This is a genomic window from Vibrio barjaei (assembly GCF_001639065.2).
In the GTDB taxonomy this organism is placed as follows: Bacteria; Pseudomonadota; Gammaproteobacteria; order Enterobacterales; family Vibrionaceae; genus Vibrio; species Vibrio barjaei.
This window is the reverse complement of the sequence record NZ_LQXO02000026.1, coordinates 1-16984: the sequence shown is the minus strand read 5'-3', so window position 1 is coordinate 16984 and position 16984 is coordinate 1. Positions and strand designations below refer to the sequence as shown.

General features: G+C 46.5%; 15 protein-coding genes. All 15 read right to left on the bottom strand.

Annotated elements, in window-relative coordinates:
* Positions 1–27: 27 nt before the first annotated feature.
* Positions 28–1818: a flagellar hook-length control protein FliK gene (locus tag AWH66_RS12685; protein ID WP_063606417.1), complete on the bottom strand. Its 1791-nt coding sequence runs from the start codon at positions 1816–1818 to the stop codon at positions 28–30.
* 120 nt (positions 1819–1938) lie between these two features.
* A complete protein-coding gene (gene fliJ / locus AWH66_RS12680) occupies positions 1939–2382 on the bottom strand; it encodes a flagellar export protein FliJ (protein WP_063606416.1) in 444 nt (147 codons plus the stop codon).
* Positions 2383–2389: 7 nt separating this feature from the next.
* Positions 2390–3712, bottom strand: coding sequence for a flagellar protein export ATPase FliI (fliI, locus tag AWH66_RS12675; protein WP_063606415.1), 1323 nt, complete (start codon positions 3710–3712; stop codon positions 2390–2392).
* A complete protein-coding gene (gene fliH, locus AWH66_RS12670) occupies positions 3712–4512 on the bottom strand; it encodes a flagellar assembly protein FliH (protein ID WP_063606414.1) in 801 nt (266 codons plus the stop codon). The genes fliI and fliH overlap by 1 nt, the downstream gene beginning before the upstream one ends.
* A gap of 55 nt (positions 4513–4567) precedes the next feature.
* Positions 4568–5620, bottom strand: a complete 1053-nt coding sequence (fliG, locus tag AWH66_RS12665) for a flagellar motor switch protein FliG (protein ID WP_006069963.1) — start codon at positions 5618–5620, stop codon at positions 4568–4570.
* Positions 5620–7332, bottom strand: coding sequence for a flagellar basal-body MS-ring/collar protein FliF (fliF, locus tag AWH66_RS12660; protein ID WP_394629034.1), 1713 nt, complete (start codon positions 7330–7332; stop codon positions 5620–5622). The genes fliG and fliF overlap by 1 nt, the downstream gene beginning before the upstream one ends.
* 54 nt (positions 7333–7386) lie before the next feature.
* Positions 7387–7698, bottom strand: coding sequence for a flagellar hook-basal body complex protein FliE (gene fliE / locus AWH66_RS12655; RefSeq protein ID WP_006069961.1), 312 nt, complete (start codon positions 7696–7698; stop codon positions 7387–7389).
* A 130-nt stretch (positions 7699–7828) separates the two neighbouring features.
* Positions 7829–9244 carry a sigma-54-dependent transcriptional regulator gene (locus AWH66_RS12650; RefSeq protein WP_063606412.1) on the bottom strand — a complete coding sequence of 472 codons (1416 nt, stop codon included), beginning with the start codon at positions 9242–9244 and terminating at the stop codon, positions 7829–7831.
* The gene (locus AWH66_RS12645) at positions 9244–10317 is read right to left on the bottom strand and encodes a sensor histidine kinase (protein WP_083400032.1); all 1074 of its coding nucleotides are present in this window, start codon (positions 10315–10317) and stop codon (positions 9244–9246) included. The genes AWH66_RS12650 and AWH66_RS12645 overlap by 1 nt, the downstream gene beginning before the upstream one ends.
* A gap of 179 nt (positions 10318–10496) precedes the next feature.
* On the bottom strand, positions 10497–11957 hold the full coding sequence (locus AWH66_RS12640) for a sigma-54 dependent transcriptional regulator (RefSeq protein ID WP_063606411.1): 1461 nt from the start codon (positions 11955–11957) through the stop codon (positions 10497–10499).
* Positions 11958–12193: 236 nt separating this feature from the next.
* A complete protein-coding gene (fliS, locus tag AWH66_RS12635) occupies positions 12194–12604 on the bottom strand; it encodes a flagellar export chaperone FliS (RefSeq protein WP_006069957.1) in 411 nt (136 codons plus the stop codon).
* A 10-nt stretch (positions 12605–12614) separates the two neighbouring features.
* Positions 12615–12917 carry a hypothetical protein gene (locus AWH66_RS12630; RefSeq protein WP_063606410.1) on the bottom strand — a complete coding sequence of 101 codons (303 nt, stop codon included), beginning with the start codon at positions 12915–12917 and terminating at the stop codon, positions 12615–12617.
* 27 nt (positions 12918–12944) lie between these two features.
* On the bottom strand, positions 12945–14867 hold the full coding sequence (fliD, locus tag AWH66_RS12625) for a flagellar filament capping protein FliD (RefSeq protein WP_063606409.1): 1923 nt from the start codon (positions 14865–14867) through the stop codon (positions 12945–12947).
* A 43-nt stretch (positions 14868–14910) separates the two neighbouring features.
* Positions 14911–15357, bottom strand: a complete 447-nt coding sequence (locus AWH66_RS12620; protein WP_063606408.1) for a flagellar protein FlaG — start codon at positions 15355–15357, stop codon at positions 14911–14913.
* A gap of 138 nt (positions 15358–15495) precedes the next feature.
* Positions 15496–16644, bottom strand: a complete 1149-nt coding sequence (locus AWH66_RS12615; protein WP_063606407.1) for a flagellin — start codon at positions 16642–16644, stop codon at positions 15496–15498.
* Positions 16645–16984: the final 340 nt, after the last annotated feature.

Sequence of the window (16984 nt, the reverse complement as noted above, 5' to 3'; positions counted from 1 at the left end):
CTTCTATTTTCCATGAGATTACTCGCCTTAGGCGTAGTAACTAATACCATCTTTTTTATTGGCAACATTCACGTTCAAGCTTACGCTTTCTTCAGTATCATCGACACCATGATTCGACTGACTACCAGACTGAGAGCCAGAGCCACTAGACTCGTGAGAAGCATGACGTTGTTGCTGACCTTGACTCTGTTGCTGAACCGACGAATCCGCCAGTTGAATCCCTTGTTGAGACAGCATTTCACGAAGCCTTGGCATCGCTTGATCAACCATATCGCGCGTTTGTTGGTTTTGAACCGTAAAATGCACCGTTGCAGAATCATTATTTAAACTCATGCGAATTTGCATTCGACCTAAGTCTGGTGGATCTAAACGAATATCCACATGCTTCAAGTTTTTCGCCATCATCATTTGAACGCGCTCTGCCACTTGGTCACTCGCGTTCTCTTTAGTGAGTACCAAAGGCGACTGTACGTTTGCAGGTGCTTGTGATTGCTCAGCTCGCAGTTGATTAGCAGTCACGCCTGCAGCTGCATGCGTTATGCCGGCAGAGCCGTCATTTGCTTGTCCAAGGCCAGCTGCTCCTTTTTGTTTTTGCACGCCAGCTAAACTCGCACTGCCCGAGGTTAACGATGGATTATTGGCACTGTTACTTGTTTTGGCCGCATTAGCTGCTAATACACTCGCAGTCATCGCGCCTTCTGAGCCAGCTTGACTTGCACTATGTAATGGCACTGCTGTTGCGTGCGTCGCCGACGTCGCCATAGCGGCACTTTGACTCGTACTCGAATGCAGCTTATCTGCAGTAAAAGCCGTCGCTGCTAGAGTTTTGGCGTCCAATTTGCTGCCATGCTCTGCATCAGGCTTAGACCAGGCAATCTGGTTTTGTATGCTAGCTTTTGTGTCCCCATCAACCGTGGTTGTTTTCGCTTCTTGGCCAGACGTTAAATGTGCTGCCGCTCCTGCAGCGACCGCCTTAGATGTATTCGACCCTTCGAGGTTATTGCTAGAAACCGAAGCACTACCTTGTGTAGGGTTATGTGACGTAGACCCACTTTGCGAAGGATTACCCTGAGACGCTGAAAGTGCCACGACTCCAGCCGCCATTTCTTCTGCGGTAGCGTCATTGGTAACTCCATCAGCAGCGAGAGCATTTTTGCTTTGTTTCTCTAATGACGAGCCGTCGCCACTCATTGATGCTACGCTTCCATCGACTTGATTCGTCGTTTGAGTGCTTTGAGCGTTTACAGTCGCAGCCCCTAATATCGCGGCTCCTGCTAATTTGGCTTCATCTTGAGACTCAACTGACGTTGATTTGGGTTTTAACGCACTATTCGATTCATCTAAACGATTGAGCAATTCAGCACTGTCATTCACGGTTTTTTTGGCTTCGACACCACTGCCTTGAGAATCCGAGCGAAGCGTCTCATCGCTAACAGCTATAGCACCTCCGGTCGCCGCCATTTTTTTGACGCCCTTATCTTCCGCGCCCTCCGCATCTTCATCACTCGCCTGACTCTTTACTACCGTTGAGGCGTCTTGTGAAGACTTAGTGGTCTCAGTAGCTTTTCCTACCTCACCACTTACTTCAGCACCATCTTCCAATAAAGCGCCCGTCGAATTCGACGTCACCTTATCTCCTAGCTTTTTTCCTTCAACCTTTTGGTTTTCCTCAGTATTTTCTGAAGAAATTGCGCTTTTAAGCTTATCAAAAAAGCCCTGTTCTTCCGCGTTATCGACGGAATCGACCAAGGTGGTTTTGTCACTAGACTTAGCATTTGGTGTCGCTGAAATACTGTTGTTAGTAATTGCCAGACTCATTCCATTAAGGCCCGTAAAGAAGAGTTAAATACGCTAGGTGGCAAAATGCCGCCGCTTACAGTTATGTCATCTAACGATGCAAAATTTGTACCGAAGCGTAAATTTTACTTAAGGATAGGGTTAACGAGCAGAGCGACGACGAGCGAAAAGCAGATTAGAAAACTCATCCATCTGCTTTTGCTCAAGCTTTTGTTCTTGCAGTTGTTTCTCTGTGGCTTTTTTATCGATAAGCCACTCATAGGAACGACGTTGTTTACGAGTGTTGTGCCAGTAGTCTTGGCAGTCTTCGACCTGTTGTTTGAAGTGACTTTCTGCGGATTTTTGCTTGGTTAACGTCTCATCTAGCTGTGTCAAAAAACGATTTAGGTGACCATACTCACTCGCCGTCAGTCCTCCTTTACCACGCTCTACAAGCTGGTTACAGTAATCCAGGCGATACTGCTCAATTTGCCTTACTTGGTTGTAATAGTCTTCGAGCTCTGATAGTGCTTTGTTGAGAGCTAACACCGCTTGTTGCTCGCTGTCTTTGGCTTGTTCTAGAAGAAAATCGAGAGCATTATCCATAACCGAATCAGTTTACCTGCAACAGTTGCTTGAGCATACCCAAACACATATCGTATGGCACAGTTTCACGCATACTTTGTTGTAAATACTGGTCAAGTTTAGGTTTGAGCGTAAAGGCGCTATCAATAGCAGGGTCGGTTCCAGGTTTGTAAGCACCGATGGAGACCAGATCTTGATTTTTGCGGCAAACCGATAGCACCTGCCTAACAGCTTTAGACATTAGTACATGTTGATCATCGGTAATTTGTGGCATGACACGACTCACCGATTTTTCTACATCAATGGCCGGATAGTGACCAGCATCTGCCATTTCACGAGACAGCACGATATGACCATCCAAAATCGCCCTCGCCGCATCAGCGATAGGATCTTGTAAGTCATCCCCTTCGGTAAGCACAGTGAAGAACGCAGTAATGGAGCCTTGATTCACATCGCCGTTGCCCGCACGCTCAACTAAAGCAGGGAGCTTGGCAAAGACCGACGGCGGATAACCTTTGGTCGCAGGTGGCTCACCTACTGAAAGCGCAATCTCACGCTGCGCCTGCGCAAAACGAGTTAACGAGTCCATTAGGAGTAAGACATCAAGCCCTTGATCACGGAAGTACTCAGCAATGGTTAAAGCGGTTTGACAGCCTTTCAAACGCATAAGTGGTGACGCATCAGCCGGTGCTGCAACGACCACCGAACGCTCACGACCCGATGTCCCTAGAATCTCTTCGATAAATTCTTTAACTTCTCGGCCACGTTCACCAATCAGTCCCACCACAACCACTTGTGCCGTTGTACCACGGGTCATCATACCTAGCGTGACCGACTTACCAACACCTGAACCTGCAAAAAGACCAATACGCTGGCCTTTGCCAACGGTCAGTAAGCCATTAATGGCTTTAAGGCCAACATCAAGTGGTTCGGAAATAGGTTTGCGTGCTAGTGGGTTGATAGGCTCTGCATTGAACGACGCGCGTTTATCTGTATAGATTTCACCCAGTCCATCAAGTGGGTTCCCCACGCCATCAATAACTCGACCGAGTAGTTCCATTCCCACTGGAAGTCCAGCATCAGAAGTCATTGGCGTTACCCGAGCGCCAGGAAGCACACCGGTAATCTGTTCACTTGGCATCAGGTACAAATGTTCACCGGAGAAACCTACCACTTCAGCGTCCATTTCGCCGTGCATGGTTTCCACTTTACACACACTACCAATGGGCGCTTTGCAACCGACGGCTTCGAGCGTTAATCCAACAACACGAACCAATTTGCCAGACGCAATCGCGCGAGACTTATGCCCTTCAATTTTGTAATTGGCCAGTCGCTCGGCAAGTGCTTGCATCACTCGCCTCCCTGATGGCGATTGGTCCCACAAAAACTTTGTAATACGCTTTTCACGCGCTCTTCGAGTTTGTAACTCACGCTCGATTCACCCGCTTCGATAAATACATCACCACGATTGAGTGACGGTTCAATAACAAGCGTCCAATTGCGAATATCAAGCTCTTCATCACCATAAGCGGCACGGATAATATCAACATCAGCCGGATGAAGTTTTAACGTAATTGCATGACCCACAATCGGTAACGCGTCGACCGATTGCTTAACGGTATCGAGAATGACTTGCGAATTGGTTTGTACCTCAACATGCACCACTTCCTTAGTCAACGCGAGCACCATGTCGACCAATTGTTTTTCAACTTGGTTGTTCATTAGCTCTAACGGTTGAGCAAATTGGTTCGCCATGTTCATGAAGACTTCAACCTGCTGCTTAATGTACTCTTCACCCGCAGCAACGCCTTCCGCTTTGCCTAACTCAAGTCCCTCTGCATGTCCTGCTTGAGTCCCCTCGTCCTTGCCTTTGTCGTAGCCTTGCTTAAAACCGGCTTCTTGGCCTTGGAACAAGCCCTCTTGATAAGCACCTTGTTTGATCTGCTCAATCTGTTCTTCAGTGAGCATCAGAGGCTCTTCTTCAGCTGGTGCTTCTTCTAGAGGAGCCCAGCCAGGATCGTAGTTCAGCGCAGTTTCTTTGGCATGTTGATTAGTTTGAGAGGTGTAATCTGGTAACCCCCAAGAATGAGCAGACTCTATGGTATTGTCTTCTGACGGACGCAAAAAGCCACGTTTTCTATCTCCAGACATCAAGCCTTCCCTTTTATTCTTCAGAAAGTGTTCTAAGTGAATATGTTATGAATTTTTATAGGAACTCATCTGCGCCACCAGAAAGCATCAGCTCACCGTTGTCCGCCATTCGTCTAGCAATCGTGAGAATTTCTTTCTGTGCCGTTTCTACATCAGCAACACGTACTGGCGGCATTGCCTCAATATCTTCACGCATCATGTCAGCAGCACGTTTCGACATGTTGTCGAAAATCTTCTCTTTAAGCGCATCATCGGCTCCTTTAAGAGCACGTTGCAACACATCTTGCGGCACATCTCTAAGCAGCTTTTGGATACCTTGGTCGTCCACTTCGATAAGGTTCTCGAATACAAACATAAGATCTTGAATCTGAGTCGCCATATCTTCGTCTTGGTCGCGAATTTGATCCATAAGAATCCCTTCGACGTTGTTGTCGAGGTAGTTCATGATCTCCGCTGCCGCCTTCAGGCCGCCAATTTTCGCCGCTTGAGCTCCTGCTTGGCCTGCGAACTGCTTCTCCATGATCTCGTTCAGTTCTGCTAAAGCAGACGGCTGAACTTCTTCCAAGTTCGCAATACGCATCATCAAATCAAGACGAACTCTCTCAGGGAACTGAGAAAGAATTTCTGCCGATTGATCAGCTTCCAAGTAAGAAAGTACGATCGTTTGAATTTGTGGGTGTTCGTTGACAATGATGCTGGCAACTTGACGTGGGTCCATCCATTTCAATGAATCCAAACCTTTGGAGCCCGTGCCCAGAAGGATTTGGTCCACAAGGTTGTTGGCTTTATCTTCACCTAGCGCAGCTACCAAAGTATTGCGCATGAAGTCTTCACTACCCATACCAATATTGGTGTACTTTTGGATATCTTCTAAGAAGGCGCGGTGAACCGCCCCCACTTTATCTTGGCTCAGATCGCTGGCTTTCGCCATAGCACTACCTACACGCTGAACTTGTTTAGGTTCAAGATGACGAATGATGCTGGCCGCGTCGGATTCATTCAAACTGAGTAGCAAAATAGCCGCTTTTTCATCTCCACCAATGCTAGAAATGTCGACACTGGTTTCTGCAAGTTGGCCGCCATTTGCTGCCACGATCTCATTTGCCATTAGTTTTCAGCCATCCAATTTTTAACAACTTGTGCAGCTAGTTCTGGTTCGTTCGCCACCAGCGCTCGCACTGCTTTAAGCACATCTTCATCTTTGTGTAGGTTTGGTAGGTCAATACCGGTACTAAACTCGAACAACTCACTGCCGTCAATATCAGTACCGATCAAGCTGGTTTCACCATCAGCGCCAAGCGGCAGACCATCTGGACCGTAAAGCTGGTCGTCGTCTTCCTGAGCTGCCGGGTTAAGCAGTTTCTTCATTGCCGGTCTAATTAGAACAAAGACCACAACGATGATCACCAAGGCACTCGCAAACCAGCGAATCCAATCATTGAAATTAGGGTGCTCCCAGATTGGTACATCTGGTAATAGATCCGCGGCAGGCTCTTCAAACGTCATACTCAAGACATTGAGTAAATCACCACGGTTTTCATTAAAACCAACGGCACCGATAAGTACTTGTCGAATTGCAGCCAGTTCACTCTCTGAACGCGGCTGATAGGTGACCTCGCCCGTATCTGGGTCCACGCTTGAACGGTTTTTGATTGCAACCGCAACGGTCTGGCGATTTACCACACCACTTTGTTTGCGCTCATGACTAATCGTGGTATCGAGTTCAAAGTTACGTGTCGCTTCTTTGTGAACTGAACCCTGCCCCATGATTGAACCATCTTTCATTTGCGCGACATCGGTAGGAATAGAAGCATCAGCAGGTGGCTGGTTGCTAAGTGCACCCGGTACACCGGCCACAACATTGCCGTTGTTGTAGTCTTCTAAGGTGTATTCACTTCGAGTTGCTGGCGTATTTGGGTCAAAGCGCTTGCGCGTTTGCTCAACGGCGCTAAAGTCGAGTTCAATATCAACTTGCGCGGTGTAGTTACCTAAACCAAGAATCGGAATCAATACCGAATCAATTTTCTCACGTAGCGTTTGCTCTTGATTTCGCTCTAGTTCTTGCTCTTTTCGACGCGCCATAGAAGCGGCATCTTGAGAGCCCGAACTCAATAGGCGACCATGCTGATCAGTAACGGTAATACGTGATGGCTTCATGCCCGGTACCGCACTCGCCACCATATCCACAACGGAGTCGACTTCTTGCTGCCTTAATACAGCGCCTGTGGCTAGGGTGAGAAAGACTGAAGCGGATGCCTCTTGATTATGGCGAACAAAAACACTTTGTTTTGGCAGTGCCAAAAGCACACGAGCGGTGCGCACTTGCTTCATCTGCTCGATAGCTTTGCCTAATTGCCTTTCGCGGCTTAGCTTAAGACGTTCTTGTTCAAGACGCTGAGAAACACCAAATCCCATATCCTGCATCAGGATATCGTCTCCGGTGTTTGATGCCCGATTTATTCCTGCACGCACCATATCAAGTTTGAGGTTATTGTATTCACTCGCAGGAACACTCAACGCATTACCTTCTAACTTGTATTGCACTTTCTTTTGGTCAAGATAATCAAGAACTGGAATAAGCTCTTCGGTCTCATATACGCCTAACGGGCGCATCTCTGGCTCTTTAACCCAGAAGAACAACATCACGATGAGCGCCACACAAATAGAGATAGACAGCACTAGCACGATTTGTCTGAGAAGATCGAGATCGCCTACGGCTAAGTCAAACTTAGAGCTGCTTTTCTCGTTGATGTCTGGATTTTGACTTTCTGCGGCGATGTCTGAGCTCGTCACCATTGCGGTATCTGAACCACTATCCATTAACGCTACGTCTGTCGAATGATTTTCTTGAGCCACTACTTTTTACTACCTAGATTAAACGGGCATATTCATGAGTTCTTTATAAGCTTCTACAAGCTTATTTCTCACTTGAATGGTTGCTTCAAAGGCGACGCTAGACTTATTTCGAGCGATCATGACATCAGAAAGAGATACGTCTGCATCCCCTCGGTCAAAACGCATTTGCAGATCACCGGATGATTTTTGCAGACCATTCACGTTATTCACCGCTTGAGAAAGCATGTCGCCAAAGTTAGCACCAACCTGGTGGGCGTTTGCTGCAGGCTTTGAGTTGGCCGCTTCCAACATCATGGTCTGCATTTCATTGTGTAATCCGTCTACTTTCATGCTTTATCAATCGCCGTCAATCTTTTGACAGTGTCCTTACAATATCTTGATTCTTTCCTGAAAATTGCAAAAATTATGCCATGGTTTAAACCTAAAGTGTTAGCTCTAAACCAACACTAAAGGTCACATCTTAGCTCGGGATCTCAATACCAGCATCGCGCATCTTTGCTAACTTATAGCGCAAGGTTCGTGGGCTAATACCAAGTTTCTCCGCCATTTCTTTACGGCGACCTTCGCACTCTTTGAGCGTCTCCAGAATAATTGAAAACTCTTGGTCACGAAGTTCACCGCCCAGGCCTTCACTTGATGCTGCGCTGCGGCCCATCATATCACTTGAAACCTGAGCAACAGGAGCAATCTCCGGTGCAACTTGTTCAGGGCTCGACACTACTTGTTGTAAGCTCGACGCATCTTGCCAGTCCACACCTTCTAATAAAATATGCTCAGCGGAAATAGTCGACTCGTCACATAAGATCAAAGCGCGTTGCACTACATTATCTAGCTCGCGAACGTTACCCGGCCAAGGGTAGCTCATGAGTTTTGCTAACGCTGACTGACCAAATTCTGGTACTGGCATTCCCAATTTCTTACAGTGGCGCTCGGTTAAATGACGAGCGAGAGGCGCGATATCTCCAGGTCGCTCACATAGAGCTGGCCACGCAATTGGGAACACATTTAAACGATAATATAAGTCTTCACGGAAGTTACCTTCCTGAACATATTGTTTAAGATCGCGGTTACTGGTCGCCAATACACGAACGTCTAGCGCAATGCTTTTACGACTGCCTAAACGTTCCACCTCACGCTCTTGTAGTACTCGAAGTAATTTAGCTTGAAGGTTTAAGTCCATTTCACTGATTTCATCAAGCAGGATGGTGCCACCTTGAGCTTGTTCAAATTTGCCCGGACAAGCTTGAATAGCACCTGTAAACGCCCCTTTCTCATAGCCAAATAGGGTCGCTTCTAACATGTTGTCAGGAATCGCCGCACAGTTGATTGCAACAAAAGGGCCATCCGCACGTAGCGATTTGTTATGGATATAGCGTGACATGACTTCCTTACCTGAGCCACTCGGCCCCAACACCATGACACTGGCGTCAGTCTTAGCAACTTTTTCAGCCAAAGAAAGCAATTGAATACTCTTAGCATCCGCAACGACCGCATCACCATTATCATCTGACTTCACTGGCGCATAACGACTGACCATATTCAACAACACTTCCGGCGCAAAAGGTTTCGCCATGTAATCAATCGCACCTTCCTTCATGGCGGCGACGGCATCTTCAATGTTGGCATAAGCTGTCATTAACAACACAGGTAAATTAGGCCAATGCTGCTTAATATTTCGCAGGAGCGCTAATCCGCCCATACCCGCCATCTGCACATCGGAAACAACAATATCTACCGGCTGAGTTTTGAGTTTCACTAGGGCATCTTCAGCGCAATCGGCTTCGACCCACTCATAACCTGCAAGAGCCAATGTATCGACGAGAGCTTCGCGAAGACCTTCATCATCCTCTACGATAAGTACTTTGCTTTGAGCCATCAGCTTATTCCTTCATTTGTTACTTCTTGAGATGACGTTGCCAATGGCAAACACATGGTAAAACATGCGCCATCATCCTCTTCTGATATCAATTCAAGCCGTCCTTCATGAGCACGGCAAACCATTTGCACTACCGCAAGACCAAGGCCCGTGCCTTGTGAACGAGTAGTAAAAAACGGTTCCATTATTTTCTGTTGCAGTTCAGCAGGCACGCCTGGTCCACTGTCTTGAACAGAGATTTTTAATTCGTTATTAACTGGACGGAAAAACACATCCACTTGCGACCCTTTACCTGCAATTTGCACGGCATTAAGTACAAGGTTACTCAAGGCAGAAGCAACCGCATTGACGTTACCAAGCAGCGCCACTTCTTCTTGCTCTACTTCTAAGCAATAGTCGATGTTGTTGCTTTTTAGTGTGGTCTCAACCATCGGCTGATACTCATCCACCAGCTGTTTTAAGGTGAACGGCTTTATGACCTTATTGTCGCCCCCCTTTGCAAACAACAACATGTCATTGACCTGCTTCTCAAGATCATGGAGCCTGTCGACCAACTTGATTTGAAAGCGTTCACGAGTAGGTTGTGGAAGGTTAGGCGCGCCAAGGTTAGAGGCATACAACATAGCACTGGATAACGGCGTACGAACCTGATGAGCAAGTGAAGCGACCATTCTTCCCAAAGACGATAAACGCTGTAAATCACTGACTCTTGATTGCAACAAGCGCGTCTCAGTCAGGTCGGTAATGAGAATCAACTGTCCGGTTGAAGAAGCAGAAATAGCCAGTCTAACCTTGCGACCATTGCGCAGAGAGACTTCATGACCATCGTCTTCTTTGGGGTCAAAAACGACTTGAATTAGGTGAAACCATTTCTGTCCAACAAGAGGAATATCGAGAATACGGTGCGCTTCTGGGTTCGCTTCCCTGACCACGCCTTGTGTATCCAACAAAATAACACCTGCAGGCATCGCTTCTATCACCTGCTGATATCGTTCTACTTGCGATTCCAAGGAGTCTAAGTGCGAGCTTGATTGCTCATCTTGTTGTGATACGCCCGTTGCCATCTGATCCATTTACGAGATGTTCCTTCTCAAATACGACTCGCAGAAATATGTAGCCCATAAAAGACTTAAGCCCGAAAATGCAAAAAGCATGCCGGGCTTAAGTTCATATATTTCAACAGGTTAGACGCGTCAATAAATTGTCGCCACAAATTAAGTGTGAGTTGAATCACATCGCAAACAACGCCAATCTAGCGGTGTAAGTTATACTTACGCATTTTTTCAACAAGGGTGGTACGACGCATACCAAGCATATCAGCAGCACGAGCAACGATACCTTCTTGAGCATCCAAAGCTTGGCTGATCATATTCACTTCGAGGTCGGCCAGCATTTCCTTCAGGTTAACACCTTCAGGTGGTAACGATTGAGGTGCGTTGTGACTTTCCAGTTCAGCCTCTTCAAAGGTAAAGTTTTCCGCGAATATACTATCGAGCGCATCACGCTCTTGTTCTTCAATCGTCTTGAACGCGTTCATTTCTGGCTGGAATTCAGGGATATCACTATAGCGGTATTTAACCGGAAGGTGATTCACATCCACCAAGCTATTTGGATACAAGATCACCATACGTTCAACAAGGTTGGCAAGTTCACGAACGTTACCCGGCCAATCATGTTCCATTAACGAATTAACGGAACGAGGTGCGAAACAGATAGGTTGCCCCCCTTCTGCTTCCATTCGCGCTAGCAGCTCTTGCAACAACAGAGGAATATCTTCTTTGCGCTCTCGAAGCGATGGCATTTCAATCGGGAAAACGTTCAAGCGATAGAACAAGTCTTCACGGAAGTCACCCTGTTGGATCATACTTTCAAGATCGCGGTGCGTTGCGGCAACAATGCGCACATTGGCTTTAATCACACTACTGCCGCCAACGCGCTCAAACACGCGCTCTTGCAATACGCGCAGTAACTTGACCTGCATCGGCATTGGCATATCACCAATTTCGTCAAGGAATAAGGTACCACCATCAGCAAGCTCAAAACGTCCTTTACGAGAAGTGATCGCCCCCGTAAAGGCGCCTTTCTCATGACCAAACAACTCACTTTCTAGCAAGTCCGGTGGAATCGCGCCACAGTTCACTGGAACAAACGGCCCACTACGACGAGTTGAATGGTAGTGAATGTTGCGAGCAACAACTTCCTTACCCGTGCCGGACTCGCCCAGGATCAACACGTTCGCTTCTGAACCAGAGACTTGTTCAATCAGATGACGGACTTCCTGGATACCAGGGCTTTGTCCAACTAAACTACGAAATAACGTATTTTTACGAAGATTCGACGGAACCTGAACGCCTTTACGCCCCAAAAACTCGCGACAATGGCGCAGTGCATCACTGAGCTGCGGGTAGTTGAGAGGGAGCTCTAACTCGCCAACAAAGTTGGAAAGTGGCTCAACCGCGCCAGTAAATTCACTCGTCACCAGTAAAGGAACATGATTAGACAGCGAAAGCTGCGATAACAAGACTTGAGATAGATTTGGGCTTTCCAAAGCACCTACGATGCAACCCGACCACGTCTGGGACCAATCGATTTGGTTTATGTCAGTAGATGGAATCGCCACACAATGCTCACCAACAAACTCCAAAATGGTGTTTAGATTAGTGCGAATTTGCGGATCATCAGCAATAACAAGAAGTTTAGCTAAGCCTTGCATGAGTCAGGAATTATGCCTTGATCAAAACCAACCACAGTGGCGTCAATTTTTTGTCATTCGTCAATTTTACGCCGAGCTAACAAAAGCCAAAAAACACCTTATAAAATTGACAAGCAATTTATAAAACAAGTGGTTAGATATAAAAAAACGCCATTAGGCTGGGAATGGCGTCTATTCTATTGACATTATTCTGATATAGCAACTTTGTCACGTTGACTTTAAGAGGTTAATTCCGCTTAGATTCCAACTTCTTGTGCTGTTAAGTTGTGGTAATCACTAGGAATTTGATCCCAAGCAGATTTTATCTCTCGTATGATCTCTATCACATCATCAATTGGTTTTGGGTTGTTTTCGTGATTGGCCGTTGTGATTTGAGCAATCATGAATTCATATAACTGATCGAGGTTTTTAGCGATGTCGCCGCCATCATCCATAGACAAGCAACTACGTAGTGCAATAATGATGTCTAAAGCTTTGCCGATACGCTCGCCTTTCACAGGTACATTGCCTTGTTCCATCGCTGCTTTGGCTTGAATCAGTCTTTCTATCGCACCACCCATTAGCATTTGGATAACTTTGTGCGGTGACGCAGCACTCAATTGGCTGTCTACAGATACTTTCTTATATGCTTGTAATGAACCACGCATCACTATCCTCTCAAATAAATTTTTGGTACTGCTGTAGGGACTTTCTACCATGTCGGTACTTTCTGAGTTCCAGTCCCAATTGATCCGTTTTAGTTTGCATCTGGATCGCAATTCGACGTGTCGACTGTTCCACTTGCAGCCACTCATCACTCTGCTTTAGGTTCGGATTCCTTTGGCAAGCGGCTATTAACTTCGTGATTATCTGTTCTCTCTTATCGACCAGAAGGTGAATTTCTTCAGTATCCAGCTCATCATTTTCTAAAACAGATTGTAAACGGTGATCCAAATCACCTAATTGTTTGAATATGCTCAATTAGTAGACCCTACTCTTAACATCAGCTTACCCACCCATCGCGCTCATCATGCCCGCTAATTGCGACTGCATCTTTCCTGTGGCGTCTTGCATGGCGGCAAATTTGTCGTGAGTTCGCTTCTGTAGGCTGTCCATTCGACGGTCTAGATTGACCTGTTGGTCATTCAGTCGATAATTTTGTTCAACTAAGCTTTGTTCTCGAGTACGAATCGTCCCAGTAACGCCAGTCATACTGTGAATGGCATCTTCGACGCGTTTGGCAAATCCGTTGTTGCCGCCGAAAAATTCGCCCAGCTTGTTGAAGTTATTATTCAACTGTTTATCGAGCATTTGATAGTTTATTTCGAGATTACCTTGGCGTGTCGTAGTGACACCAAACTCAGTTAATGTCTCCAGTCCCTCAGGAGCACCTTCTACTGCAGATGAAAAGACACTTTTCAAACGCGAGTCCGCACTTCTCACCACACTGTCTCCCGCCAACGGGCCGGTTTGACCTGTTGTGGGGTCTGCACTAGAAAGCTCTTTGGACACTTGATAAAACTGGTTGTAGGCGGCGACAAATTGCTCAATATCGGCACGCACACTGGCACGGTCATATTCCACACCAATTTCAGCTGGACGATCCCCTTGCTTGGTCGTGCCTTTCAACGTTAAATCCACACCTTCAATAGCACCTTCAATGACATTGTTGTGACTTGATAGCTCAGCAATACCGTCGAGTATAACTTTTGAATCTTGTGCCGCTTGGACTTGTGACATGCCATTGTAGATTTGCAGCGACCGTTGTGCTTCGGCAAGTTCAGCTTGAACGGATTCTACTTTTTCTAAACGTTCACGTTCTTCCGGTGATAGCTTAGCGCGCTCTAGTTGCTTGGCTTCCGCTTCGGTCATATCACCGTCCGCAACGGCTTGGGCAATAGCCGCTTTTTCATCGGCCAATTCTTGCTCTAACTGAGCCTGCGCTTCACTTGGTGTTACATAAGAGTCGGTCAAAGTGCCTGAGGCCGTATTACTCCAACCCGGGACCTCACCCGATTTCTCTAGTGCTTTTTGGTCAAGCTCCGGCTCTGGCGCTTGATAGGAATCCATCAATGTTCCTGATGCAGTTTCTGTCCAACCGGGAATAGTGTCTTCAGGGCGGCCAGATGTTGCCTCTTGCTCAACAGATTCTGCGCTTTGCTCTTCCTTGGCGCTTTCCTCTGTCAAAGACTCACTAGCAGTGGCTTCATTCACCTCGTCTGCTTTTTTAGCTTCATCTTCCTCAGGGGATGGAATGTCCAGTAAAGCTAAAGCGTCAGCCTGAGCTTGCTCCAACGCCTTAACGCGCTGCTCAATAGTTTTGTATTCGAATCGATAGAGATCGTTGCCGGGCTCAGCGTCCACCTCAATTATCAAGGCATGTTCAGCCCCTGATTGGTTGGCCGCCACGATTAGCCTAGGACCGTTAATGTCTTTAACGATAGATGCGCGTACGCCGGGATTGTCACTCGCGCCGTTAATAGCACGAACCACATCGGTTAAGCGAGAATTACTGCGAAGGGAAATATCAAAGCTGTCATCACCCATTGAAATTTGCAGCTTACCTGGACCAAACTTCGTATCTTCAGGAATAGCATCCGAAGCGATTTTATGGCTTTGAGCAAGCTGCAATACATCGACAGCGTATTTGCCAGCAATAGCATCGGTTGACGCTGTTGCCGTGACAACGCTTTCTTCGGAGGTGTTGACGCTTCTCAGCGCAAACGCCTTCTCCTGGCGAAAGCTTGCCATAAGATTTTTCATCGTATCTAGTGACTCTTTGAGTCGTCCGTAGGCACTTATACCGGTATCAATTTTGCTACGCTCATAGTCGAGACGTTGCTGTTTCGGAATCCGCTCAGCATCGACTATTTTGCTCACCATGGAATTGATATCCATGCCTGAAGACATCCCTATCGGGCCCATATTCACCAAACCACTTCGAATTTAATACTATTGCATCTTAGTGATGCGACTACACCAACATGTCAATGCTGAGTGCGCCATGTTTTTCAACACGCTTTAGTACGTCGAGAAGCTCTTGATCTGGAAATTGACGAATGATCTCACCGCTGTCTTTCGCATAAACAGTAATGATGTCGCGCCCTGATTCTTCATCTCTTCGAAACGATAATCCCGTATTCATTGAGGTGAGAAACTCATCTAGACGTTTGACCATATTTTCACGTTCTGCCTGATTGAGGTCATGACGCTCGGTCGCAATTTTCTGAATCAATTCGGAAGTTTTCTGGCTAGAAAACGCCACACTTTCCGCCGTTCTCAGTTCATTGACCTTTTTCGGCTGTGAGCCTTTATCGGTATCAACTGATGGTGTTGTTTTATTAGTATTTTTCGAAGCAAGTTCTGTGCCACTAGAAGAGGCAAAAGGCTGAATGTTCGACGCGTAGGATGAGATATCCACTTTCGTTCTCCCGTTTCTAACCTTCTCTATTGTCCAACTCCAACTGGGGTAAAACTAGTTGAGCAATAAGCTTGAAATTGGAAGTTGGTGATAGAGTAACCCTATCACCAACACACTTGCCTAAGGTGTAAGCCTTTTTTAGCCTAGTAGGCTAAGTGCAGCTGAAGGCGATTGCTTCGCTTGAGCTAGAATTGAAGTACTCGCTTGCTGCAGGATTTGGTTCTTGGTCATTGCCGTCGTTTCTTTCGCGTAATCGGTATCTTTGATACGGCTCTTAGATGCATTAACGTTTTCGTTGATGTTATCTAAGTTATTGATTGCGTGATTAAAGCGGTTTTGGAACGCACCAAGTTCTGCACGGTTACTGTCTACGTATTTTAGCGCCGCATCTAGAATCGCTACTGATTCTTGTGCACCACCTACAGAAGTAACGTTGATGTCATTAACTGACACTGCGCTTGCTGCGCCAGATAGGTCAAGCTCAGAACCGCCTGCAAGTGAACCACCGAACGTTAGTGAAGCACTGTCCGCTTCGCCGTTGCTGCTTGCGAAGATTTGCAGAGCACCGTCTTCATCGACAGACGCTTGAACTTGATCTGTTTGACCATTGATGTAGGTCGCAAGTTGCTCGATGTCATCACCTTCTTTACCAGTGATAGCAATCTGAGTCATTGCGTTACCCGCTTTGTCATTTAGGTCAATTGTTAAGGTTGAACCCGCTGCAACTGTCCAACTTTCATCTTTCGCGTTAGCCGCTTTATAAGAAGATCCGCCCATTTGTGCATTATCAGAGCGCATGTCGTTCATGCTCAGCATAACTGCTTCGCCGCTATTAGAACCGATTTGGAACGACTGAGTACCGTAAGTACCATTTAGAAGACGGTTGCCACCAAAAGACGTGGTTTCCGCGATACGATTTAGCTCGTCATTGAGCGCCGTCACTTCTTCTTGGATTGCTACACGCTCAGTTTTCGAGTTAGAACCGTTTGCAGATTGTAGAGATAGGTCACGCATACGTTGAAGGATGTTAGTTGTTTCATCCATTGCACCTTCAGCTGTCTGTGCAATAGAGATACCATCGTTTGCGTTTTTTACAGCCATATCTAAGCCGCGGCTTTGAACATTCAATCGGTTCGCGATTTGCAGACCTGCTGCATCGTCTTTCGCACTGTTGATTTTGTAGCCCGAAGACAAGCGTTCCATTGATTTTTGTGTGTTCTCTGCTGCGTTATTCAGATAACGCTGAGCAGTCATTGCAGACACATTCGTGTTTACATTAATTGCCATACTGATCTCCTTAGGCATTTAGGATAGATGGCCTTTGTGTCTCTCACCTCACATTGGCACATCCGATTTTATTTCTCTCAATCCCTGTAACGGCGATAAATTTAGAAGCTTTAGAACAAATTGGCGTTTTTTTTACTATTAATTCAATTGATTGGATAAATGTGATTTAGATCGGAGATTCGAATGGAGGATAGTTGCGTTTGCAACGCTCTAAAGCCAAATGCAAAAAAACCAGAGCCGAAGCTCTGGTTTTTGTTTGTCATCTAAGGCGGTGCTTAGCCTAGTAGACTCAATGCTGCGTTTGGCGCTTGCTTTGCTTGTGCCAAAATCGAACTTGAAG